We start from the raw sequence: 23,184 nt of genomic DNA on the forward strand, positions 1-23,184 counted from the left end.
GCGACGTGTCGTAGACTCGGTGCCACCTGAAAGTGGCAACGGTTTTCATATCCGATTCGGGGGTGAACGTGAAGGTAGCGTTCGTCGGCAAGGGCGGCAGCGGCAAGACCACCCTGTCCTCGCTGTTCGTGCGGTTCCTGGCCGACCGCGGGCTGCCCGTGGTGGCCGTCGACGCCGACATCAACCAGCACCTGGGCGTGGCGCTGGGCCTGGACGAGGGCCGGGCGGCCAAGATTTCGGCGCTGGGCGACCACCTGCCGCAGATCAAGGAGTACCTGCGCGGCGACAACCCGCGGATCTCCTCGACCGCGGCGATGGTCAAGACGACCCCGCCCGGCGCGGGCTCGCGGCTGCTGCGGCTGCGCGGCGACGACCCGGTCCACGCGCTGGGCGAGGACGTCGACGGCGTCACGCTGCTGGCCACCGGGGCGTTCACCGAGGACGACCTCGGCGTGGCCTGCTACCACTCCAAGACCGGGGCGGTCGAGCTCTACCTGAACCACTTGGTCGACGGGCCCGGCGAGTACGTGGTCGTCGACATGACCGCGGGCGCCGACACCTTCGCCTCCGGGCTGTTCACCCGCTTCGACCTGATGTTCCTGGTCGCCGAGCCCACCCGCAAGGGCGTGAGCGTCTACCGCCAGTACACCGAGTACGCCCGCGACTACGACGTCGCCATCGCGGTCGTCGGCAACAAGGTGCAGGGCGACGACGACGTCGCCTACCTGCGCGAGCACGTCGGCGACGACCTGCTCACCTGGCTCGGCCAGTCCGCCGCCGTGCGCGCGCTGGAGCAGGGCCGCCACGACGTGCCGCTGGAGGTCGCCAACGAGCGCGCCCTGGCCCGCATGCTCGCCGCGGTCGACGCCCGGGACAAGGACTGGGACAAGTACCAGCGCCAGGCCGTGGAGTTCCACGTCAAAAACGCCCGCAGCTGGGCCAACCGCGCCGTGGGCGAGGACTTGGAGGCCCAGATCGACCCGGGCTTCAGCCTGGCGGCCGCCCGCTAGCCCGCCGCCCCCTCGGCGGCGGCCCGCCTTGCTCGGGGGCGGAGTCGGCGGCACCGCGGCGGCCTGCGAGAATTGCGCCCATGCGCGTGTTTCTTGGATGCGACCATGCCGGCTTCGAACTGAAGGAGCACCTGGTCGCCTGGCTTTCAGCCAACGGTCACGAGCCCGTCGACTGCGGGGCGTTCGTCTACGACGCCGTCGACGACTATCCGCCGTTCGTGCTGAGGGCCGCCGAGCGCACCGCCGCCGAGCCGGGGACGCTGGGCATCGTCATCGGCGGCTCCGGCAACGGCGAGCAGATGGCCGCCAACAAGGTCAAGGGCGTGCGGGCCGCCCTGGTCTGGAACGACGACACCGCCCGCCTCGCCCGCGAGCACAACGACGCCAACGTGATCAGCATCGGCGCACGCCAGCACGACCTGGAGACCGCCACCCGGTTCGTGCGCCTGTTCCTGGAGACCCCGTACTCGCAGGACGAGCGGCACACCCGGCGGATCCGGATGCTGAGCGACTACGAGCGCACCGGCCAGCTGCCGCCGATCTCCGTGGAGAGCTGACCCGGGCCGCTCACCGGGGCTTGCGTCCGCCGCCGCCGCGTTTGCCGAGGCGGCGGCGTTCGTTCTTGGACGCCCGCGACCTCCTGGCCGCGTCTGCGGCGGCGGCCGCGCCTCCCGCGGCCGCCGCCCGGTCCGGCGGGCCGCCCGGGCCCTCGTCGTCCGGCGCGGGCCGGGACACGTCGCGTGCCCGCATCGCCGCGTCGATCGTGATCCGCATGTTGGGCAGGGCCACGTCCACCTCCCGGAGCCGCGCGACGCGTCCGAACCGGCAGTGGGGCCGTGCTCTGCCGCGCCGCCGTGCGCGGGGCGTCCCCCGCGCGATGGACACCATTGGACACCATGCGGCGGGGCGCCCGGCAAGACCCGGGTCCGATGATCACCGAGCGTGATCGGGGACACGCCGGATCCGTCAAGTGCCGATCTGGACCGTTGTAACAGGTCGTCCATGGTGCGGATGTCCGTCGGCACCGCCCGATGCCAGATACAGTGCCGGAGATGCTTCAACGTCTGGTCCAGCTGCTTCCGCCGGGAGTCCGCGCCTTCCTGCGGCGGATTCCGCTGCTCGTGCGGATCTACGGGTGGCTGCGGCGGGGCAAGGCCGTCCGTGAACGCTACGTGTTCACGGCCCTGGCCGTGCTGGCGATCGTGCTCGGCGTCGCCGCCACCGAGTCGCGGGCGTGGGCGCCGCCCGCCGCCCTGGTGCTGACCGTGGTCGCCGGCGGGCTGCTGCTCAAGGTGCGCACCCTGGTCGCGCTGCTGGCGGTGGTCGTGGCCATGACCGCCTACAACGCCGTGGACGACCCGGCCGAGGTCGGCCCCGGTACGATCGCCACCCTGCTGATCACGGCGGTGCTGGCGCTCACCCTGGCCCGCACCCGCCAGCAGCTCGGCGTGCAGGGCCTGCGCGGCGACTCGATGCTGCTGGAGCTGCGCGACCGGCTGCGCCGCCAGGGCGAGCTGCCCGAGCTTCCGGCCGGCTGGGAGGCGCAGGTGGTGATGCTGCAGGCCGGCGGCTCGTCGTTCGGCGGCGACTTCGTGGTGTCCGTGCGCACCGGCGACGTCCTTGAGGTGGCGCTGGTGGACGTGTCGGGCAAGGGCACCGACGCGGGCACCCGGGCGCTGATGCTGTCCGGCGCGTTCGGAGGACTGCTTGGATCGATCCAGACCGACCGGTTCCTGCCCGCGTGCAACGACTACCTGCACCGCCAGCGCTGGGACGAGGGCTTCGTCACGGCCGTCCACCTGGTCCTCGACCTGTCCACCGGCGAGTACACCGTGGAGTCGGCCGGGCATCCCCCGGCCGTCCAGTTCGACTCCGGTACCGGCACCTGGCGGGTGAGCGCCGCCAAGGGGGTGGTGCTGGGCGTCGTCCCGGACCTGCGCTGCGAGCCGGAGCAGGGCACGCTGCGCCCCGGCGACGCGCTGCTGCTCTACACCGACGGCCTGGTCGAGTCGCCGGGCCGCGATCTCGACGCGGGCATCGACCGGCTGCTGGGCGAGGCCGAGCGCCTGGTCCCGCAGGGTTTCCGCAAGGGGGCCAAAGAGCTGGTGCAGACGATGGCCGCCGCGCGGGACGACGACTGCGCGCTCGTCGTCATATGGCGCAACTGAGAACCCCGAGCCCTCTCCTCGCCCCGAGCGTTCCCCCCGTCAGGGGTTGCGGCGGCCGCTTTCGACCGCGCCCCGGCCCGTGCCCCTGGCCTTGGTGCCGTTGCCCTTGGCCTGCCCGTCCACGGCGTCCCCGTCCGCGACACGCGTGCGCCCGTCGCGCCCGGCGGTCTTGCGGGGCTCCGCCGGCCGGGCGCTCTTGAGCGCCTTGTGCGGGCGCTGCGTGGGCGTCCGCGCGGCCTGCCGCCCGGCCTGCTGCCCGGTCGCGGGCGGGTCGGCGGGCGCGGGCCTGACGGTCACCGACGTGCCGGGGGCGTTCATGGGGGTGACGTCGTGGTCCTGGCCGCCCAGGCCCATGAACAGCCCGCCGATCAGCACGGTCGCGGCGGCGGCCGCCGCCCCGGCGAGGATGCGGACGCGGGCGGTCGACCGCGCGCCGACGTGCCGGATCAGGCCGAACGCCTGGGTGTCGGGGCCCTCGTCGTCCGGGGCCGGACGCGGCCGCGGCACCGCCCCGTCCACCGCGGAGAAAGGCGGCGGCAGCAGCGAAGGCGCCGCCCCGCCCGACTTCGGCCGGCCCGCGGCGGGGGAGGCGGGCGTGCCGGGCTGGCCGACGAGCGTGAGCATCAGGTCGGCGGTCGGCGGCCGCAGGGACGGGTCCTTGGCCAGGGCGGCGCGCACCACCGGCTCCAGTGCCGGGGGCAGCTGCGACAGGTCGGGCTCCTCGCGCATCACGCGCAGGGCGACCTCGGTGGGCTGGCCCTCGCCGAACGGGGGCCGGCCCGTCCCCGCGTACACGATCAGGCAGCCCCAGGCGAACACGTCGGCGGCCGGTGTGGCGGCGCCGCCGGACAGCACCTCGGGCGCCATCCAGCCGGGCGTGCCGAGCACGGTGCCGCCGGTGGTGACCGTGGACGAGTCCTGCGCGCGGGCGATGCCGAAGTCGATGACCCGGCAGCCGGACAGGGTGAGCATCACGTTGGCGGGCTTGAGGTCGCGGTGCACCAGGCCCGCCGCGTGGATGGCGGCCAGCGCCGACGCCACGCCCACGGCCACGCCGTGCAGGTCGCCGGGCGGCAGCGGCCCGCCCGCGGTGACCCGGTGCTGCAGCGACATGCCGCCGACGTACTCGCTGACGATGTACGGGCGGCCGTCCTCCTCGCCGTGCGCCAGCACCCGCGCGGTGCAGAACGAGGCGACCCGTCCGGCCAGGACGGCCTCGTCGCGGAACCGGCGCCGGTAGGACGGCTGCGCGGCCAGATGGGGATGGATGGTCTTGACCGCCACCCGTCGGCCGGAGTCCGGATCGCGGCCCAGGTAGACGGTGCCCATGCCGCCCGAGCCGATCCGACCGAGCAGCGGATATCCGCCCACCTCCCGGGGGTCGTCGGACTCCAGGGGGCCCAGGTCGTCGGCCGGGGTGCCGGTCGCGTGCGGGGTGCCGGTCGCGTGCGGGGTGCCGGTCGCGTGCGGGGTGCCGGTTGTGTGCGGGGTGCCGGTTGCGTGCGGGGTGCCGGTTGCGTGCGCGTCCATGCCGTACCTCGTGACCCCTTTCGAGACCTGCATTCCGGACTTCCCCGATTGCGTCCAAGTATGGTGCCGGATACCCGATCGCGGGGGGACGTCCGCGCAAACGCGGGTGGAAACGTGATCGTCACCTTGATGTAGCACTGAGTGCACGAACGTCGGGCACAGTAGTTCCCGGATCGGCAACCGGCCGGCCTCGCCGGATCCTCCTCGGCGCGCGAGGCGCCGGTTGGCGGCACCGAAGGCGATGTCCGCGCGGACGGCACCCCAGGGGTGGGAGGTATCGTCCGCGCGGGCATCGATCTGTTCACCCGTGTCTTCCCAGCTCAGACGGTGGACCGCTGAACGCTTGGCGCAAATCATGCAATACCCATTGACTTTATAGGGAATCGGCGCCAGGATGACGGACGTGAGCTTCACGGTCATCGTCGGCAACCCCCGTCCCGCCTCCCGCACCGCGACCGCGGCGGCCGCCGCCGCACGCGCCGTGGCCGAGGCGGCCGGGCTGCCCGACGCCCCGGACGTCGTCGACCTGTCGGCCCTCGGCCCGGCGCTGCTGGAGGACCCCGCGCCGCAGGTCGTGACCGACGCGCTCGACCGCGTCCGCGCGTCCGATCTGCTGCTGGTCGCCTCCCCCACCTACAAGGGCACCTACACCGGGCTGCTCAAGGCCTTCCTCGACCTGCTGCCGTACCGGGCGCTGGCCGGCAAGACCGCGCTGCCGCTGCTGGTGGTGGGCGCGCCGCAGCACGCGCTGGCCGTGGAGGTCCACCTGCGACCCCTGCTCGTAGAGCTGGGCGCGACGGTCCCGACACCGGGGCTGGCGCTGCCGGAGGAACAGCTCATCGCCCCCGACGCCGTGCTGGCGGAGTGGGCCGGGCAGGTCGTCCCCGCCGTCCGGGGCGCTCCAGCGGCGGGGACTGTCCGGTGACCGGGGCGGTGTTGGCACGGCCTGTCCCGGTCACCGGCCGCGTCCCCGCAGGTCACGGCGCATCCGCAGACCGCGCAGCACAAGCCGGGCGGGCAGGTTTCGCCCCGCTGCCCCTCGGTTATAACCGGACCTGCTGATCGTTCGGTTTTCCCGTTTCGGCAGGCCCCCCGGCCCTCGGGAACCGTCGACGCAACCAGTCGTAGGCGGTCGGGGACGGGAGGGCGCCGCGCATGCCACGTCGCCGACTGCGCTGCCCGCCCCCGTCGGAGTGGTCGCTGCGGACGCGGGTGACGGTCGCGGTGACCGTCATCATGGGCTGCCTGCTGGCGCTCGCCCTGGTCGGCTTCTACCTGATGCTGCGCTGGACGCTGCAGGACCAGCTGAACCAGCGCGGCCGCGAGGCCCTCTACGACCTGTCCGCCTTCGTCCGCCTGCACGACCCCCGGGGCGAGGACGTGCTGCGGACGCAGGACGACGGGTTCAACCTGCTGCAGTCGGTGGACGACCAGGACCGGGTGCTGGCCTCCAGCGCGCCCCTGGCCGGATACCCGCCGATCTCCGAACTGCATCCCTCCCGCCCCGGGGAGGTCGTGAGCGAGCTGCTGAGCGTCCGCGGGATCCACCACAAGGTCTACGTCTCGGCCACGCGGGTGCGGGCGCACGCCGGATGGCGCACCGTCTACGCCGGGGTGCCCGAGTACAACTACACGGCCGTCCAGCGGCTGCTCGCGGTCTCCCTGGGCGCGGGCGTTCCGCTGTTCATGGCGGCGATGGCCTGGCTGGTGTGGACCGCGGTGCGGCGGGCGCTGTCGCCGATGCGGGCGATGAGCGCCGAGCTCGCCGCGATCAGCGGCGGCGAGCCGTACGGGCGGGTGTCGGTGCCGGGCGGCCACGACGAGATCGCCGAACTGGGCGAGGAGATCAACCTGGCGCTGATGCGGCTGCAGCGGACGGTGGAGCGGCAGCGCGCGTTCACCGCGGACGTCTCGCACGAGCTGCGCAGCCCGCTGACCGGCCTGCGGGCGCAGCTGGAGGACGCGCTGGAGAACCCCGAGGACGAGCAGTGGCCCGCCGTGGCGCGCGCCGCCCTGGACGACGCCGACCGGCTGCAGCGCATCGTCGCCGACCTGCTGCTCATGGCCCGCCTGGAGGCGGGCGTGCAGATGGAGCGCCGCCCGGTCGACCTGGGGGAGCTGGCCCGCGAGGAGCTGGCGCGGGGGCGCGGCGAGGTGCCCATCGAGCTGTCGGCCGAGCCGGGCGTGGTGGTGCTGGGCAGCCCCGACCACCTGCGCCGGCTGCTGGTCAACCTGCTGGACAACGCCGAGCACTACGCCCGCTCCCGGGTGTGGGTGCGGGTGCGCGCCATCGAACCGCGCATCGCCGAACTGGAGGTCCTCGACGACGGACCCGGCATCGCCCCCGAGGACCGCGAGCGGGTGTTCCTGCGCTTCCAGCGGCTCGGCGGGGCCCGGCGGCGCGAGCACGGCGGCACCGGCCTCGGCCTGCCGATCTCCCGCGACATCGCGATCGTGCACGGCGGCAGCCTGAACGTGGTCGACAGCGACCTGGGCGCCTGCCTCCAGCTCCACCTTCCCCTGGCCCGTCCCCACGAGCGCTGAGGCCGCCCCGCTACGCTCGGGGACATGAACGGCGGGCCGCGATCACGACCGTCCCGTTCCCCCGGAGCGGCACCGGCGGAGCGGTCGTCGGGCGGCGCGCGGCGCGGCATGCGGGCCGCGGCGCTGGTCGCCCGCGTCCTCGACCCCGGCAGCTGGGTCTGCTGGGACCGGCCGCCGGCCCCCGTGGCCGAACCCGGCTCGCCCTATGCGCGGGAGCTGGCGGCCGCCCGCGAGCGCAGTGGCTGCGACGAGGCCGTCATCACCGGCGAGGGACGGCTGCGCGGACGGCGCGTGGCGTTCGTGGTGTCGGAGTTCGGCTTCCTCGCCGGGTCGATCGGCGTGGCCACCGCCGACCGGATCGTCGCCGCCGTGGAACGCGCGACCCGCGAACGGCTGCCGCTGCTGGCCGCGCCGTCGTCCGGCGGCACCCGCATGCAGGAGGGCACGGTCGCGTTCGTGCAGATGGCCCGGATCGCCGCCGCCGTCATGGCGCACCGCGCGGCCGGGCTGCCCTACCTGGTCTACCTGCGGCATCCCACCACCGGCGGGGTGCTGGCGTCCTGGGGCTCGCTCGGGCACGTCACCGCCGCCGAGCCGGGCGCGCTGATCGGCTTCCTCGGGCCGCGCGTCCACCGGGCGCTGCGCGGCGAACCGTTCCCCGACGGCGTGCAGGTCGCCGAGAACCTGGCCGCCAAGGGGCTGGTGGACGCCGTCGTCGGCATCGACGAGCTGGCCGACAGCACCTCCCGCGCGCTGAACGTGCTGTGCGGTGCCCCCGCGCCGCGCACGCCGCCGCCCGCCCCGCAGTCCCTGGCGGCGTACTTCGAGCAACCGCCGGACGTGCCCGCCTGGGAGTCGATCTCCCGCTCGCGTCGTCCGGAGCGGCCCGGCGTCCGCGACCTGCTGCGCCACGGCGCGTCCGACGTGACGCCGCTGTCGGGGACGGGCGAGGGCGAGGCCGACCCCGGGCTGCTGCTCGCACTCGCCCGCTTCGGCTCGGCGCCCTGCGTGGTCGTGGGCCAGGACCGGGTCAGCCAGCGCTCCGGCCATCCGCTCGGGCCCGCCGGGCTGCGCGTCGCCCGCCGCGGCATGCGCCTGGCCGCCGAGCTGGGCCTGCCGTTGCTGACCGTGGTGGACACCCCCGGAGCGGTGCTGTCGGCCGAGGCGGAGGAGCGCGGCCTGGCCGGGGAGATCGCCCGCTGCCTGGCCGAGTTGATCACGCTCGCCGCGCCCACGCTGTGCCTGCTGCTCGGCGAGGGCAGCGGGGGAGCGGCGCTGGCGCTGATGCCCGCCGACCGGGTGCTGTGCGCACGGCACGCCTGGCTGTCGCCGCTGCCGCCCGAGGGCGCCTCGGCGATCGTGCACCGCACCACCGCCCGGGCGGCCGAGATGGCCGCGGCGCAGGGCGTGCGCTCCGCCGACCTGCTGCGTGACGGCATCGTCGACGCGGTCGTCGCCGAGCGCCCCGACGCCGCCGACGAACCCGGGGCGTTCTGCACGCGGCTGGCCGTCGTCCTCGAACACGAGCTGGCGAACCTGCCCGCCGCCGACCAGGCCGCCCGTGCGGCCCGCCACCGCCGGCTCGGCCGGACGGGCTGACCGCCGCGGGCCGCGTCGCGGGGCTCAGACCTTCTCGTGCTCGCGCCGCTCGGCGCGCTCCTCCGCACGCTCGCGGCGCGGCTCCTCCCCGGCCGGCTTCTTCTCGCCCTGCGCGCCGACCGCCTCCTCGTGGCTCACCACAACCTCGCTGTCGCGGATTTCGCCGCGCCATCCGTGGAGTTCTTCGGGGTGGGTGAGGACGTGGTTGGTGAGGTGGCGGCGGAATTGTTTGAGTTCGAGGCGGGTGCGGCGTCCTTGGGCGCGCCAGAGGTTGGCGGTTTTCTCGAAGAAGCCTTTGGGGTGGTATTCGAGGTTGACGAGGACGCGGGTCATGTCGGGTGCGAGTTCGTGGAAGGTGATGCTGCCGTCGACGTGGCCTTTGGCGCCTTTGGATTGCCAGACGATTTTTTCGTCGGGTGTCTGCTGGGTGATGGTGGATTCCCAGCTTCGTGTGGACCAGAAGATCTGTGCGGTCCAGGTGAGCTTCTCGTCGCTTTCCTGGTTGACGCTGATGACCTTCTTCATGAAGGACGGGAAGTCCTCGAACCGGGTCCACTGGTCGTAGACCATGCGGCGCGGTGCGCCGATGTCGATCTGCTCGACGATGTTGGTCACCTTGACCTTCTTGCCGCCGCCGCGTCCGCCGCGTCCGGTGACCTTGTCCAGCAGGCCCTTGCGCTCCTTCGGCCCGCCGCCGGCTGCCCCGGTCTCGCCGCCGGCGGTCCGCCCGGTCTCGGCCGGTGCCTCTTGCGCGGCGGAGGAGACCGCGGACTTGGCCGTGGACACCGCCGACTTCGCCGCGGAACCGGCCGCGCCCGCCGCGCCGCCCTCCTTCTCACGCTGCAGGCGGCCGATCACCCGCGCGGCCGCGACCGAGGCCGCGACCCCGAGCAGCGCCCCTGCGGCGGCGCCTGTCGTCCGGTTGACGGGGATCGGTATCTTGCCCCCGCCCGCGGTCAGCATGTCGGTGACCCGGTCCACCGGCGACTGCTTGCCGCCGATCGGAAGCCGTTTGGCGAGCCGTCCCATCACCAGCCGGGTCGTCCTCTTGGGCAGTTTCATGATGCGTAGACCTCCGCCTGACTCGTCGATGCCTGCGTGACCGTCCGGACACCGCCCCCGTGCTCGCCGACGACCTGGCCGTCGCGGATTTCGCCGCGCCATCCGTGGAGTTCTTCGGGGTGGGTGAGGACGTGGTTGGTGAGGTGGCGGCGGAATTGTTTGAGTTCGAGGCGGGTGCGGCGTCCTTGGGCGCGCCAGAGGTTGGCGGTTTTCTCGAAGAAGCCTTTGGGGTGGTATTCGAGGTTGACGAGGACGCGGGTCATGTCGGGTGCGAGTTCGTGGAAGGTGATGCTGCCGTCGACGTGGCCTTTGGCGCCTTTGGATTGCCAGACGATTTTTTCGTCGGGTGTCTGCTGGGTGATGGTGGATTCCCAGCTTCGTGTGGACCAGAAGATCTGTGCGGTCCAGGTGAGCTTCTCGTCGCTTTCCTGGTTGACGCTGATGACCTTCTTCATGAAGGACGGGAAGTCCTCGAACCGGGTCCACTGGTCGTAGACCATGCGGCGCGGTGCGCCGATGTCGATCTGCTCGACGATGTTGGTCACCTTGACCTTCTTGCCGTCGCCGAAGATCCCCTTGAGCGTCTCCTTGACCACGGTCCACACCGCGCTCACCGCGGCGCGCGCCACCGACCTGCCCTCGGCCAGCGCCCGCGCACCCGCCAGCGCCCCCTTCAGCACCGGGCCGCCGTGCTCGGCCTTCGCCGTCAACTTGCGCACCGCGCGGTCCACTTTGGCGTCCAACCGCGTGGTCAGCGCCCGCGTCAGCCGCCATCCCGGCTCCACCCTGCGGACCGCCGCCGCCACGGCGCGGGCGCCGAGATACACCGCGACGCCTGCGACCAGTCCCGTCCGAAACCTCATGTGTCCTGCACCTCGCCTGAACGACGGCTTGTGCCCGCACTACCCCGGACATATGGGGCGAAACAACAACTTCGCCGGCGGGCCAGGTGCATTCCGCTTTCGGTGCGTGAAAGCAAAAACCCCTTAAAAGCGGCACGGGGGAGGGGACGGTCACGGGCGGCCGGGGCCGGCGGGAGCGCCCCCGCCGGCCGCCTCGTCCGCCGCGCGGCCGGGCACGGTCACAGCGGCAGGCCGGTCAGCACCATGACCTTTTCCTCGGTGTAGTCGGCCATGGCCGACCGCAGGCCCTCCCGGCCCACCCCCGAGTCCTTGACGCCCCCGTACGGCATCTGGTCGGCCCGGTAGGACGGCACGTCGCCGATCACCACGCCGCCGACCTCCAGCTCGCGGTGCGCGCGGAAGGCGACGTCCAGGCTGCGGGTGAACACGCCCGCCTGCAGCCCGAACGCCGAGTCGTTGACCAGCTTGAACGCCTCGTCGACCCCGTCCACCGGCTGCACCAGCAGCACCGGCCCGAACACCTCGTCGCGGGCCACCTTGGCGTCCGCGGGCACGTCGGCCAGCACGGTGGGGGCGTAGGCGGCGCCCTCCCGGGTGCCTCCGGCCAGCACGCGGGCGCCCGCGGCGACCGCCTCGTCCACCCAGTCCGCCACCCGCCGCGCGGCGTCCTCGCTGACCAGCGGCCCGACCTGGGTCGCCTCGTCCCACGGGTCGCCGGTGACCAGGCCCTCGACCGCGGCCACCAGCTTGGGCAGGAACTCCTCCTGCACCGACCGGTCGACGTACACGCGCTGCACGGCTATGCAGCTCTGCCCCGCCTGGTAGTTGGAGAACAGGGCGATGCGGGACGCGGCCCAGTCCAGGTCGGCGTCCGGCAGCACCACCGCGGCGCCGTTGCCGCCGAGTTCCAGCGTGACGTGCTTGCGCGGCACCCGGTCGCGGATCGCCCAGCCGACCGGCACCGACCCGGTGAACGACACGACCGGCAGCCGCGGGTCGTCCACCAGGTCGCCGGCGCGGTCGTTGGGCACCGGCAGCACGGAGAACATACCGGCGGGCAGGTCGGTCTCGGCCAGCAGCTCCCCGAGCAGCAGCGCCGACAGCGGGGTGGCCGGGGCGGGCTTGACCACGATCGGCGCGCCCACCGCGATCGCCGGAGCGACCTTGTGCGCGGTCAGGTTGAGCGGGAAGTTGAACGGCGCGATGCCCAGCACGGGCCCGCGCGGCACCCGGGAGATGTAGGCCATCCGGCCGGCCGCGGCGGGGTCGGTGTCCAGCCGCTGGACGGTGCCGCTCCAGCGGCGGGTCTCCTCGGCGGCGAACCGGAACGTCGACACCGCCCGCGCCACTTCGGTCCGCGCCCACATCAGCGGCTTGCCGTTCTCCCCGGTGATCAGCCGGGCGATCTCGTCGGCGCGCTCGGCCAGCCGCCGCGACACGTGCGCCAGGGCCTCGGCCCGCACGTGCAGCGGCAGCGCCGCGGCCGCCGCCCGCACCGCGTCGGCCGCGGCGACCGCCTCCTCGACCTGCGCCGGCGTCGGGACGGCGGCGGCGCCCACCACGCGCCCGTCATAGGGGTGGGTAACGGTCAGCTCCTCGTCACCGGTCGCGGGCCGACCGGCCAGCCAGAATGGTGTCACGTCCATAACCTCACGCTATCCGCGCCGCCCCCCGCCGGTCAGTCCGGCGGTCAGCGCGCCGACGCCACCGCCTCCGTCCGCAGCCCGTACAGCTCGGCCAGCAGCTCGTAGGAGCGCACGCGGTCGGCGTGGTCGTACACCTGCGTGGTGACCATGACCTCGTCGGCGGCCGTCTGCTCGATCAGCGCGTCCATCTGCCGGCGCACCGTGTCCGGGCCGCCGACGACCTGGGAGTCCATCCGCGCCCGGATGATCTCCCGCTCCAGCGGCGTGTACGGGTGCGCCGCCGCCTCCTCCGGGGTGGGCAGCGGCCCGGGACGCCCCTGCCGCAGCCGCAGGAACGACAGCGCCTGCGGAGCGGCCAGCTCGCGGGCGCGCTCGTCGCTCTCCGCCGCGGTCACCGACACCGCGATCATCGCGTACGGCCGCTCCAGCGCCGGCGACGGGCGGAACGACTCGCGGTACAGGTGCAGCGCGGGCAGCGTGTTCTCGGCGCTGAAGTGGTGGGCGAACGCGAACGGCAGCCCCAGCAGCCCCGCCAGCCGGGCGCTGTACCCGCTGGAGCCCAGCAGCCACACGGGCGGCTCGTTGCCCGCCGCCGGGGTGACGGAGCTGTCGGGGTGGAAGTAGCCGCGCAGCTCGGCGACCTGCTCGGGGAAGTCGTCCACCGACAGGGCGTCGGGGGAGCGGCGCAGCGCGCGGGCCGTGGCCTGGTCGGTGCCCGGCGCCCGGCCGAGGCCGAGGTCGATGCGCCCCGGATACAGGGCCTCCAGCGTCCCGAACTGCTCGGCGACCACCATCGGCGCGTGGTTGGGCAGCATGACCCCGCCCGAGCCGATCCGCATCCGCTCGGTCGCCGCCGCCACCTGCCCGATCAGCACCGCCGTCGCGGAGCTGGCGATGCCGGGCATGTTGTGGTGCTCGGCCAGCCAGTACCGGTGGTAGCCGAGCGCCTCGGCGTGCCGGGCCAGGTCGAGGGTGTTGCGCAGCGCCTGCGCGGACGTGGAGCCGCTGGCGACGGGGGCGAGGTCGAGGACCGAGAACGGAGGCACACTCATGTTCCGTGCCAACCGGCGAGGGGCCCGTCCTCTTCCCGACGCGTCCGCTCAGGCGAACGCCAGGTACACGCCGGCGCCGATCGCGGCCGCCGCCGGCGGCAGCACCGACACGCACAGCCACGACCACGTCACCAGGCGGCGTGCGCGCTCGGGGTCCTCGGCGAACCGCTCCTCGGCCCGCGTGTACAGGACGGCCCCGGCGAACACCAGCGGCAGGAACGCCAGCATCGCCCACACGCCGAGCACGAACGCGAGGACCTGCCCGCCGCGCGTGTACGTCCCGTCCGGTCCGATCCCGAACCCGAGCCGCGGGGAGGCGGCAGTAGCCATGACGACCGTCCGATCACATAGGCGGATGTGACCGGGATCATACGCCCCGAGCAAACGCTCGGCCAGGGCCCCGCCGCCGCGGCGGGCCCCCGGCCGAGGCGGACGCCGGTCAGTGCATCCGCAACCCGATCAGGACGGGATCGTGGTCGGACGACCGGAACGCGTCCGGCCGGTACAGCGACGGCGGGTTGTACTCGGTGTTGTAGTCGAGGATGGTCGCCTCGTCGGAGTTGATGTGCCAGATCGTCGCACCGGTGACCCGCCGGGCCAGCGACCGGCCCGCCAGCACGTGGTCGAGCTCGCCGGCCTGGCCGTCGTAGACGTAGCTGTAGCGGCGTGCCGCCGGGACGAAGCGCTCGGTCTGGCTCGCCAGCCCGGCGGCCCGCAGTGTCTTGACCGGGTCCTCCGCGCCGTAGGAGTTCAGGTCGCCGATCACCAGCGGGTGCGGGACGGTCCGGGCCAGCGCGGCGACCGCCTTCGCCTGCCGGACGCGCCGGGCGTTCCAGCAGCCCTGCCCGTCGCCTTGGTCGGCGTCGGGCCCGGTCGCCTCACCGCAGCTCTTGGACTTGAAGTGGTTGACGATCACGGTGAACGGCTCGCCGCCCCGCACCCGCCGGAACGTCTGCGCCAGCGGGGGCCGCTCGAACACCTCGTCCTGGACGGAGACGGGCTTGCCCACCGGTCGGACCTTGGCGGGACGGTAGATCAGTGCGACGTGGATGGCGTCGGTGCCCGGGTCGGGATGGCGCACCCAGGAGTAGGTGCCCGCCCCGACGGCGGCGTTGAGCCGGTCCACCAGCGCCTTGACGGCGGTGTCGCCGTTGTTCTCGACCTCCATCAGCCCGACCACGTCGGCGTCCAGGCCCTTGAGCGCGGCGACCAGCTTGGCGAGCTGGCGCTCCTGCTCCTGCGCGGTGCCGGCGCCGCGCTGGCCGAGCGTGGTGAACCAGTTGAGGGTGTTGAACGACGCCACCTTGACGTTGGCGGCGCCCACCGGGCCCGGGGCGGCCGGGCGCGGGTTGTCGCGGCGGAACGCCACGGGCCGCGTCGGCTGCAGCCGGTACGTGCCGAACCCGTAGGTCAGCACGCCGGTCAGCCCGCTGACGGTGTCGCCGAGCCGCAGCGCCTGCGGCGAGGTGAACGGGACCGTTGCGGGGTTCTGGACGTTCGAGCCGTCGTCGACCAGCAGGCGCCGCCGGTCGTTGCCCGCCTGCGTCACGCCCGGCCGGTCGGTCGGCTGGTACAGGCGCCCGCCCGCCGAGACCGCCACCTCGCCGTAGCGGCCGAGCTGGTAGTGCTCGGTGGCGGTGAGCCTGCCGGGGAACGTGACGAGCATGTTCTCCAGGTGCTCCAGCCGGGTGCCGTCGCCCCGCGCCAGATCGTAGGCGGTGGGCGCGACGGTCCCGGTGCCGCACACGTCCACCGAGGCGACGGACGACAGCTCGGTCAGCCCGTTGTACTCCACGGCCCGGCCGGTGACGAACACGCGGTCGCCCACCTTCACGTCCGCCACGGACGTGCCCGCGTAGGCGAACAGGCCCTCGGAGGTGGCGGGGTCGCCGTCGGGCACCGGGTCCTGCAGGTAGAACCCGCCGAGCTGGTCGCCGCGCTGGAAGTCGCCGGTGACGACGCCCTCCACCCGCACGGTCGCACCGGCCAGCGGGGTGCTGTCGCCGGACCCCTGCACCTGCGAGATCTTGTGGTCGGCGGGGGTCGTGCAGTCGGCGTCGCCCGGGGCCGCCTGGGCGCCGGGCGCGCCGAGCGCGACGAGGCCCCCGGCGAGCAGGGCGGCCGACACCGCCGCGGCCGCGCGGGCTGTGGGGGTTTCGAGCATGCGCGCGAGCGTAGGCATGCGGGTCACGCCCTGGAAGAACCCTGTGTTAACCCTCTACCAATTTGTAATGGATCGTCGGCTTCGGTGGTCTTCATTGTGATTCGGCGGACGGTTCGGGAGAAGCACACGCCCCGGCCGCGCCGCCATTTCGCCGGGAGGGAACATGATCGTCCCGCCGAAATGCCGTGCACCCGCGCGAACGCGCAGCCACACTGAGTCGATATGCCAGCGGGAAAGGGAGCGCCGGGGATGAGCGGGCAGTCGCCGGTCGGAACCGGGCACGCACGTCTTCGCGACATCCTGGTCACGGCGCTCTTCCTGCTGCTGCTGATGGCCGCGCTGGGCGTGGTGCTCGTCCAGGCCTGGCCGCCCGCGCCCGAGGCGGCGCCCGACGGCGGCACCCGGCCGCCCGCCGAGACCGTGCGCGTCCACCTGTTCGGCTGGGACCCGCGCATCTCCCGCGAGACGAGCCTGTTCGTCATCGTGGCCGCCGCCGGGGCGATCGGCGCCACCGTGCACGCGCTGCGCTCGCTGTACTGGTACGTCGGCAACCGGTCGCTGCGCCGCAGCTGGCTGCTGATGTACCTGTGCCTGCCGTTCATCGGCGCCGCGTTCGGACTCATGGTCTACCTGGTGCTGCGCGGCGGCCTGACCGCCCCGGCGGGCACCGCCGCCGACCTCAACCCCTACGGCATCACCGCCGTGGCCGCGCTGGTCGGCCTGTTCTCCCGCGAGACGGCCGAGAAGCTGCGCGCCGTGTTCGCCACACTGCTGTCGCCCCCGCAGCAGGGACGCGACCGGGCGCTGCGCCCGCAGATCGACGCGGTGGAGCCGCCCTCGGGCGCGGCCGGCCGCCTGGTGACGATCCGCGGCGTCGGGCTGGCGGCGGCGTCGTCGGTGCGGTTCGGCACGGCCGACGCCCCCGCGACGGACGTGACCGACACCGGGCTGCGCGTCGTCGTCCCGCCCGGCGCGACCAGCGGACGGCTCGTCGTCACCACGCCGGACGGGACCGCGGTCAGCCCCGCCGACTTCACCGTCGAATGAGGCCCCGGGGCGCGGCGCCCCGGGCTCAGCGTTTGCCGCGCGGCCAGTGGTCGTGCCACATGTTGTAGACCGCACCCGGGAAGACCCTCGGCAGCGCGCCCTCGCCGTCGCCGGACTCCACCAGGCCCAGCTCGTCGCCCGTCTCGGCGCTCCCGAACTGGATCTGCATGCCGTAGGAGGCGCGCGCCAGATCGCGCGGCCCCGCCACCAGGCAGGTGTACCGCGGCCGGGGGATCTCGGTCTCGGGGATGGCGGCGCCGACCACCAGGCTGTTGGCGACCGCCACCCAGCTGCCGAGCAGGGTGACCTGGCGTTCGGCGCCCTGCTGCTCCCACCGGAACGGCAGGATCGGCTTGGAGAAGATCGGCACGAACAGGTGCGACACGCCGCAGGCGCGCAGCTCGCGGTCCCAGGTGATGGAGCGGCTGAGGTCCTCGCAGATCAGCACGGCGAGCCTGCCCAGCGAGCAGTCCAGCACCCGGACCGTGGAGCCGGGGGTGATGTACTCGTCGGCGACGCCCTCGGCGGGCGCGTGCGGCAGCCGCCACTCGCGCATCTGCCGCGCGTCCAGGGTGAAGCCCGACCGCTTGTCCTGCACGAGCAGCTCGCGCCCCGTCCACCGGTCCAGCAGGACGGCGCGGTTGGGCGGCGGCTCGGTCGAGCCCAGTGGGCCGCTGCCGAGCAGCAGGTAGCGCAGCGGGTGCGCGTCGCGGTCGCGTCCGGCGGTGTCGAACGCGGCCTCCTTCCAGTGCTCCAGCAGCGTGTCGTTGAGGGACGCCTCCGGCAGCACCGCGATCTGCGCGCCCGCCTCGTCCAGCCGCCGCAGGACGGTCTTGATGCGGGTGCGCAACCCCGGGGAGTCGACCGGGCGCAGCCGGTAGACCGTCACGCCGAACCGCTTCTCGAACGAGATGTCGATGTCGTCGAACGTCTCCAGCAGCGGGGCGCACCCGACCGTCACCGGGCGGTCCCTGGGGAAGTGGGCGTCGTGGGCGGCCGGGAGCACCTCGTGCTCCACGCCGTCCCAGTACTCGGCCGGGACGCGGTGCACGCCGAAGAACTCGTCCTTGGCGCGGCGCCCGCGCGGCCTGCCCGGGTAGGCGCAGCGCGGCAGCAGCGCCCCGTCGGTCGCCTCGCTGTTGAACCGCCCCTCGGTCAGGTACCGGACGAGCACCGCGGTCATCGCGGGGCTGCCGTGGTACGGGCCGTACGGGTTGGCGTGCGCCAGGGCGATGTCGAGCCCCAGCAGCAGGGTGAACCGGCCGCGGTGGCCGTACCGGGAGATGATCTCCTCGGTGGTCTCGGGCGGCAGCTCGCCCCGGTCCAGCACGGTCTCGGAGAGCTCGGTGGCCTGGCGGACGACGTCGGGATCGCTGGACCATCCGGTCACCGTCCACCCGTCGAAAAGCCCGTCGGGAAGCGCGTCGTACAGCGTGACGAAAAGGTCGGCAGGATCGGCGGGGTGGGCCGGCTGGGCAGGCGCCGCCGGCTGATCCGTCATATGCGCCCCCGGGGGGTTGACAGGAGGGATTACGGGTGTGCGCCCGATGCTAACTCCAGTGTGCACGGCCTTTCAGTGGCATCTGATACAGAACGTGGCCGCAATGTTCGCCGCCGTGCTCGGCCCTTCTCCGCAAAACGTGTCCGACCTGCGCATTCGCCGTGATGCGGGGGTGGACGAAGCCGCCGAAATCGTCACTTGACATTCACTTGGCATGGGCGCACCCTGGAGAGAGTCGCACCGAGACCATCGACGACGACCTTGGGGGAGCGATGGCGGACTTTCCGGGCGGCGGTCCCGCGGCAGGGCGGGATCGCCGCAGCCAGGCCAGGCACCTGCTCGACGCGATGGGGCAGGCCAAGGTCATCAGCGAGGGCCAGTTCAGCGCCCTCGGCATGATCATCACCGACGCATCGCTCAGCGCCGACGAGGCGACCCTCGTCGAGGTGCAGGACGGTCTGCAGTGGCTGCACCGCGGCTACCTGGACGTCCCCAACCTGGACGGCGACCAGCGGGAACGCCGCGGCCGCATCCTCGGCCTCATCGACTGCGTGCAGTGGGCGCTGCGCCGCCTGCCGTCCGGGCTCCAGCTGAGCCTGCACCCCGACGGGCACGCGGCGCGCTTCCTGGTCGCCGTCGCCCGCCGCCGGGGCATCTCCAACAAGCAGCTGGCCGCCGAGCTCGGCACCGACGAGACCGAGATCAGCAGGGTGGGCCGCCGCCTGCTGTCGGCGGGCGTGGTGTGGCGGCGCAAGGAGTGGCGCCACAACGCCTGGGACCTCACCCCGCGCGGCCGCCAGTACCTGGAGAGCGTCGGCCTGCTGCCCGACACCGCCCTGGTCGAGGGGCCCCAGGAGCGCGCCGCCGAGGACCGTCCGTCCCGCGTCGCCGTCGACGCGCTCGACCCGCTCGACGCGCTCGACCCGCTCGACCGTCCGTCCGCCCGCGTCCCCCTCCGCCACGGCCGCGACGCCGAACCGCGCGGTCGGCAGGACACCGACCCGTCCCGCCCCGGCCGCGGGCAGCGCTGAAACCGGCGTGCGCAAGCCGCCCGCGCCGACGGCGCGGGCGGCACGTCAGCGCCGGCGCAGCGTCGCCGCGGCCTGCTCGGCCTCGGCCAGCACGTCGCGGACGAAGCGGCGGCGGGTCAGGCCGAGGACGCGCAGCGCCCGCCCGTGGTCGGCGGCCACCACGGCCGCAGTCACCGCGACGGCCGCCTGCCAGCCGAAGATCAACGCCGTCCGCCCCGCCCGCGGCAGGGCCGAACGCAGCCGGTCGCAGTGGAACGGGACGTGGCGGCGCTCGTCGTCCAGCAGGCGCCCGGCGACCTCGGTGGTGAGCGGGTCGGTCGTCCCGTCGCGCAGCGCCCGGTAGTAGCCGAGCGCGACGACCTCGGCGATCATCAGCACCAGCAGTTCCAGCCGCAGGCCGAACGCGCGCCGCACCCGCACGAACACCGTGTCGCTCCAGTGCCCGCAGATCGTCGCGGCGCCGGCCGCCCGCAGCAGCGCGCCCAGCAGCCGCGCATGCTCGCGCTCCTCCGCCACGAACAACCGCACCGCCGCGCCGTAGTCGCCGCCGCCCGCCTTGGCGATCAGGTTGGCGCCGTCGCCGTCCTCGCCCACCTGGAACCGCTGGACGCTGCGCACCACCGCCGGATGCAGCCGAGCCCCGCGCTCCCAGGGCGGGTCGGGCCGCCGTCGCCGCCGCTGCGCCTCCCGCTCGAACTCTTCGCGCCAGCGCGCGAACGGGTCCGCCGCGCCCCGCACCCTCGTGCCGTCCATGGGGGTCATGCACGCTCCTCGTCTCGGACGATCTGATCCCACCCAAACGGTGTGATCGGGATGTTCCGTCGAGAAGTTGTGTGCGATTTGCGGAGATCGTCGAAGGATGTAGGCGACGCCCGACGGCGGGGGAGGGCGCCTCGGCGGCGTGTTCAGGGGCCGACGGCTCGGGCCCTGCTCCGACGAGCCCATCCACGGGCCAGACCAAATGCTGGCTCGCGCCGGGGGACGCTACCGGTCGTCGGTGACGCCGGGCTCCACGGTCAGCGTGCCCGCCGACGCGTCGACGGCGGCCCGCGCACCGAGCGGCACGGTCAGCTGCCCGCGGCCGTGCCCCAGCCGCAGCCCGCCCAGCACCGGCACGCCCAGGTCGTCGAGCCGGTCCCGCAGGACGCCCACGGCGTCCCACTCGCCCGGTTCGGCGACGCTGTCGGTGATCTGCCCGATCACGACGGCCCGTACTCCGCTGAGCGCACCCGCCCGGCGCAGGTGCGTCAGCATCCGGTCCATCCGGTACGGCGCCTCGTCGACCTCTTCGAAGAAGAACACCGCGCCGCGCAGCACGGGCAGGTCGCCCGCGCCGACCGCCGCGTCCAGCAGTGACAGGTTGCCGCCGAGCAGCGGCCCCCGCGCCCGCCCCGGCACCATGACCGCCGCGGACGTCTCCGCCGGATCGCGGGTGAGCTCCACCGGACGCGTCGTCATCACGGCCGCCCGCAGCGCCTCCGCCGACTCCGGCCCGGTGCGGTCGTCGTCCCAGGCCACCATGGGCCCCTGGAAGGTGACCAGCCGGGCGGCCCGCCACAGCCGCGCCTGCAGACTGGTGATGTCGCTGAACCCCACGACCACTTTCGGACGGCGCCGCACGCCCCGCAGATCGAGCCGGTCGACGATCCGCTGCGTCCCGTATCCGCCGCGCGCGGCGAACACGCCCCGCACGCTCGGATCGTCGAGCGCCTCCTGCAGGTCGGCGAGCCGGTGCTCGTCCCGTCCCGCCAGGTAGCCGTACCGGTCGAACACGTGGCCGCCCAGCTCGACCGTCAGGCCCCAGCTCTGCAGGATCTCCACGCCCCGTTCGACCAGCGCCGGATCGGGCGTGCTCCCCGGCGACACCACCCGCACCCGATCCCCGGGCCGCAGCATCGGCGGCCGCACGGCCCGCCCGGCCGCCGCCCGCGCCGGCGGACCCGGCACCAGCAGCCCCCCGGACGTGACCGCCCCCGCCCCGAGCACATTCCGGCGGGACAATCCACCGCGGAATCCGGCCATGACCCCTCCTCGCCGAAAGCACCCGGCCGATCAGAGGATTATGCAGCCGGCGCCTGCGGCGCAGCCGCCATGAACAGGTCTCCGCATGTCGGACACCGCTTTCGACCGGTTAGGCGCAGGGCTCCCGCCACCGGTCGAGATCCAGGCGCTTGCGCATCGAACTGAGCCCGAGACGGCGGCTCTGCTCGCAGAAGTCCGACGGCGGCAACTCGTATTCGACGTGCAGGACGGCCTTGCCCGCGCGGACGAACGGGGCCAGCCGATCGCATTCGTCGAACTGCGCGCACTGCTCGTTCACGGCGAAGTCGAAGTCGCCGACCAGTTCCGGAATCTGCGGCAGGTCGTTCTTCAGGCCGACCGACAGGCCGCGCTCGTGCGCCAGTTTCGCGATGATCCGGTTGTAGCGCAGCTGGTCGGCGCCGGTGAGCGCGAACCCCGTGTCGGACGCGTAGCCGTCCACAAGATCGGGTTCCACGGCGTCGAACCCCTTGTCGCGGCACATGTCGAAGCGCCGGGCCATGATGGGGACGAGCACGTCGGTACGCCGGATGTCCAGCCAGCGTTCCCCTTCCCAGCCGTTCCCTTTGCCCAGCACCTGCCGCGGAAAGCGCCCGTAGTCGGGGCGGAACGATTCGGCGGCCCCCACATTGACGTAACAGATGACCCGGCGCCCTTTTCTGTGCAGCTCCCGCACGACGTCCGCACTGTTCTCGAACCCGTCGATGTCGTAAACGGGCACGTCCACGCTCGTATCGACGGGACTCTTCAGCTGCCACTCCCACGCGGTCCCGGGCGACGGCGCCCACCGTGCCGCACGCCCCCGCTCCGGCCTTTCCGGCGCCGCCGAACACCCGGCCGAGCCCGCCAGCAGCAGAAGAACGATCCCAACCAGCCGAACACGCCCAGACGAGGAGAACACCCCGTAGTTATATCGACACCCCGAGGAGCCTCCGGCCCACTCCACCGATCAACGCAAAACGGCCGGACGCCCCGGCAACATCCGCCTCGCCTGCCCCCGCACGGACGTTCAGGCCGCAGGCGGGCGACGGCCCGCCCCAGGCGCGCACTTCTTGTCGGGCTGGCGGGATTTGAACCCACGGCCCCCGGCACCCAAAGCCGGTGCGCTACCAAACTGCGCCACAGCCCGTCCATCACCGAGGAGGACAACGCTCCAAGCGGCGACGCGTGCAGTCTAGTGCCGATCAGCCCCGCGCGCTCGCCCCGAAGCGGTCGCACCGCCCACCACCGGTCACGGCCGCCCCGGAAAGCCTGTACCCTACGGGATGGCGGCCATGAGGCCCTGCCTCACCGGCCTGCCCGCGGGCGTAGCTCAATGGTAGAGCCCCAGTCTTCCAAACTGGCTACGCGGGTTCGATTCCCGTCGCCCGCTCCCACGACAAAGGCCCAGGTGAGAGCCGAAGTTCTCCACCTGGGCCTTGCTTTCATCTCAAGATCGTTTTTGCTTTCGTGCCCGTTGCGTGCCCGATCGCCGTCGCGTGCCCCTCTGACGCTTGCCCGGCGAGTCGCCGGCGCGGGCTGCCTTCAGTGCGGCCCCGAGCGCATCAGCGATGAGCTTGTCTCGATCCTGACTGGCGTGTTGGTAGATCAGCGCGGCCCGCGTCGAGGTCACGTCCAGCGGAGTGGTGTATGAGTCGGCCTCCGCGTGATCCTGTTGCTGCAGGTTAAGCGGTGAGTTCTCGGTTGTCGTCCTCGGGGTCTTGTGCGGTGCCGTCGATGACGCGCAGTCTGGCTTTGGCGAGGAACTCCAGGCCCATGTAGCGGCGGCCCTCGGTCCACTCGTCGGTCTGCTCCATCAACACGGCGCCGACGAGGCGGAGGATCGCGGTGCGGTCGGGGAAGATCCCGACCACGTCGGTGCGCCGCCGGATCTCCTTGTTCAGCCGCTCCTGCGGGTTGTTCGACCAGATCTGCCGCCAGATCTGGC

The 23,184-nt window shown here is 73.3% G+C and carries 21 protein-coding genes and 2 tRNA genes; 9 read left to right on the plus strand and 14 right to left on the minus strand.

The features are described 5' to 3' along the window. The first annotated feature begins 68 nt into the window (after window positions 1–68). Window positions 69–1,010: an ATP-binding protein gene (locus tag QSK22_RS18960; protein WP_285495579.1), complete on the plus strand. Its 942-nt coding sequence runs from the start codon at window positions 69–71 to the stop codon at window positions 1,008–1,010. 80 nt (window positions 1,011–1,090) lie between these two features. After that, a complete protein-coding gene (locus QSK22_RS18965; protein ID WP_285495553.1) occupies window positions 1,091–1,567 on the plus strand; it encodes a ribose-5-phosphate isomerase in 477 nt (158 codons plus the stop codon). A 10-nt stretch (window positions 1,568–1,577) separates the two neighbouring features. On the opposite strand, the gene QSK22_RS18970 is transcribed toward QSK22_RS18965, so the two are convergent. Beyond that, window positions 1,578–1,799: a hypothetical protein gene (locus QSK22_RS18970; RefSeq protein WP_285495554.1), complete on the minus strand. Its 222-nt coding sequence runs from the start codon at window positions 1,797–1,799 to the stop codon at window positions 1,578–1,580. A gap of 263 nt (window positions 1,800–2,062) precedes the next feature. Here QSK22_RS18970 and QSK22_RS18975 point away from each other — a divergent pair, with 263 nt between their 5' ends. After that, entirely contained in the window at window positions 2,063–3,178 is a 1,116-nt protein-coding gene (locus QSK22_RS18975; protein WP_285495555.1) for a PP2C family protein-serine/threonine phosphatase, read from the plus strand. Window positions 3,179–3,217: 39 nt separating this feature from the next. Here the strand turns inward: QSK22_RS18975 and QSK22_RS18980 are convergent, their stop codons facing one another. Beyond that, on the minus strand, window positions 3,218–4,708 hold the full coding sequence (locus QSK22_RS18980) for a serine/threonine-protein kinase (RefSeq protein ID WP_285495556.1): 1,491 nt from the start codon (window positions 4,706–4,708) through the stop codon (window positions 3,218–3,220). A 394-nt stretch (window positions 4,709–5,102) separates the two neighbouring features. Between QSK22_RS18980 and QSK22_RS18985 the strand changes: the two genes are divergently transcribed. The 3 genes from QSK22_RS18985 to QSK22_RS18995 all read left to right on the plus strand — a co-directional run bounded on the left by QSK22_RS18985 (window position 5,103) and on the right by QSK22_RS18995 (window position 8,851). Then, window positions 5,103–5,633 carry an NADPH-dependent FMN reductase gene (locus QSK22_RS18985; protein ID WP_285495557.1) on the plus strand — a complete coding sequence of 177 codons (531 nt, stop codon included), beginning with the start codon at window positions 5,103–5,105 and terminating at the stop codon, window positions 5,631–5,633. Window positions 5,634–5,863: 230 nt separating this feature from the next. Further along, entirely contained in the window at window positions 5,864–7,252 is a 1,389-nt protein-coding gene (locus QSK22_RS18990) for a sensor histidine kinase (RefSeq protein ID WP_285495558.1), read from the plus strand. Between the two features lie 108 nt (window positions 7,253–7,360). Then, window positions 7,361–8,851, plus strand: coding sequence for a carboxyl transferase domain-containing protein (locus QSK22_RS18995; protein ID WP_285495580.1), 1,491 nt, complete (start codon window positions 7,361–7,363; stop codon window positions 8,849–8,851). A 24-nt stretch (window positions 8,852–8,875) separates the two neighbouring features. On the opposite strand, the gene QSK22_RS19000 is transcribed toward QSK22_RS18995, so the two are convergent. The 6 genes from QSK22_RS19000 to QSK22_RS19025 all read right to left on the minus strand — a co-directional run bounded on the left by QSK22_RS19000 (window position 8,876) and on the right by QSK22_RS19025 (window position 15,638). Then, the gene (locus QSK22_RS19000; RefSeq protein WP_285495559.1) at window positions 8,876–9,814 is read right to left on the minus strand and encodes an SRPBCC family protein; all 939 of its coding nucleotides are present in this window, start codon (window positions 9,812–9,814) and stop codon (window positions 8,876–8,878) included. A gap of 95 nt (window positions 9,815–9,909) precedes the next feature. Beyond that, complete coding sequence (locus tag QSK22_RS19005; RefSeq protein ID WP_285495560.1) at window positions 9,910–10,776, minus strand: SRPBCC family protein; 867 nt, start codon at window positions 10,774–10,776, stop codon at window positions 9,910–9,912. 218 nt (window positions 10,777–10,994) lie between these two features. Next, entirely contained in the window at window positions 10,995–12,422 is a 1,428-nt protein-coding gene (locus tag QSK22_RS19010) for an aldehyde dehydrogenase family protein (protein ID WP_285495561.1), read from the minus strand. Window positions 12,423–12,466: 44 nt separating this feature from the next. After that, a complete protein-coding gene (locus QSK22_RS19015) occupies window positions 12,467–13,474 on the minus strand; it encodes an LLM class flavin-dependent oxidoreductase (protein ID WP_285495562.1) in 1,008 nt (335 codons plus the stop codon). Window positions 13,475–13,522: 48 nt separating this feature from the next. Continuing rightward, the gene (locus tag QSK22_RS19020) at window positions 13,523–13,804 is read right to left on the minus strand and encodes a hypothetical protein (protein ID WP_285495563.1); all 282 of its coding nucleotides are present in this window, start codon (window positions 13,802–13,804) and stop codon (window positions 13,523–13,525) included. A 109-nt stretch (window positions 13,805–13,913) separates the two neighbouring features. After that, window positions 13,914–15,638 (minus strand): ExeM/NucH family extracellular endonuclease, encoded by a 1,725-nt coding sequence (locus QSK22_RS19025; RefSeq protein WP_285495564.1) that lies wholly within the window; start codon window positions 15,636–15,638, stop codon window positions 13,914–13,916. 249 nt (window positions 15,639–15,887) lie between these two features. On the opposite strand from QSK22_RS19025, the gene QSK22_RS19030 reads away from it, so the two are divergent. Then, complete coding sequence (locus tag QSK22_RS19030; RefSeq protein ID WP_285495565.1) at window positions 15,888–16,685, plus strand: IPT/TIG domain-containing protein; 798 nt, start codon at window positions 15,888–15,890, stop codon at window positions 16,683–16,685. Window positions 16,686–16,710: 25 nt separating this feature from the next. Here QSK22_RS19030 and QSK22_RS19035 read toward each other — a convergent pair whose 3' ends face one another. Further along, the gene (locus tag QSK22_RS19035) at window positions 16,711–18,186 is read right to left on the minus strand and encodes a carbon-nitrogen hydrolase family protein (protein ID WP_285495566.1); all 1,476 of its coding nucleotides are present in this window, start codon (window positions 18,184–18,186) and stop codon (window positions 16,711–16,713) included. Between the two features lie 272 nt (window positions 18,187–18,458). On the opposite strand from QSK22_RS19035, the gene QSK22_RS19040 reads away from it, so the two are divergent. Continuing rightward, entirely contained in the window at window positions 18,459–19,217 is a 759-nt protein-coding gene (locus QSK22_RS19040; RefSeq protein WP_285495567.1) for a hypothetical protein, read from the plus strand. A 45-nt stretch (window positions 19,218–19,262) separates the two neighbouring features. Here QSK22_RS19040 and QSK22_RS19045 read toward each other — a convergent pair whose 3' ends face one another. The 4 genes from QSK22_RS19045 to QSK22_RS19060 form a co-directional block, all read right to left on the minus strand. Further along, window positions 19,263–19,979, minus strand: coding sequence for a ferritin-like domain-containing protein (locus QSK22_RS19045; protein ID WP_285495568.1), 717 nt, complete (start codon window positions 19,977–19,979; stop codon window positions 19,263–19,265). A 222-nt stretch (window positions 19,980–20,201) separates the two neighbouring features. Beyond that, window positions 20,202–21,239: a S66 peptidase family protein gene (locus QSK22_RS19050; protein ID WP_285495569.1), complete on the minus strand. Its 1,038-nt coding sequence runs from the start codon at window positions 21,237–21,239 to the stop codon at window positions 20,202–20,204. A 109-nt stretch (window positions 21,240–21,348) separates the two neighbouring features. Beyond that, on the minus strand, window positions 21,349–22,203 hold the full coding sequence (locus QSK22_RS19055; RefSeq protein ID WP_352231459.1) for an endo alpha-1,4 polygalactosaminidase: 855 nt from the start codon (window positions 22,201–22,203) through the stop codon (window positions 21,349–21,351). Window positions 22,204–22,312: 109 nt separating this feature from the next. Further along, window positions 22,313–22,386 (minus strand) — tRNA-Pro (locus tag QSK22_RS19060). Window positions 22,387–22,558: 172 nt separating this feature from the next. On the opposite strand from QSK22_RS19060, the gene QSK22_RS19065 reads away from it, so the two are divergent. Further along, window positions 22,559–22,629, plus strand: a tRNA-Gly gene (locus QSK22_RS19065). A 292-nt stretch (window positions 22,630–22,921) separates the two neighbouring features. Here the strand turns inward: QSK22_RS19065 and QSK22_RS19070 are convergent. Next, on the minus strand, window positions 22,922–23,184 hold a 263-nt coding region (locus tag QSK22_RS19070; protein ID WP_285495570.1), incomplete at its 5' end, for a transposase.

The sequence above is a fragment of the Actinomadura sp. NBRC 104425 genome (assembly GCF_030269545.1).
Lineage (GTDB): Bacteria > Actinomycetota > Actinomycetes > Streptosporangiales > Streptosporangiaceae > Spirillospora > Spirillospora keratinilytica.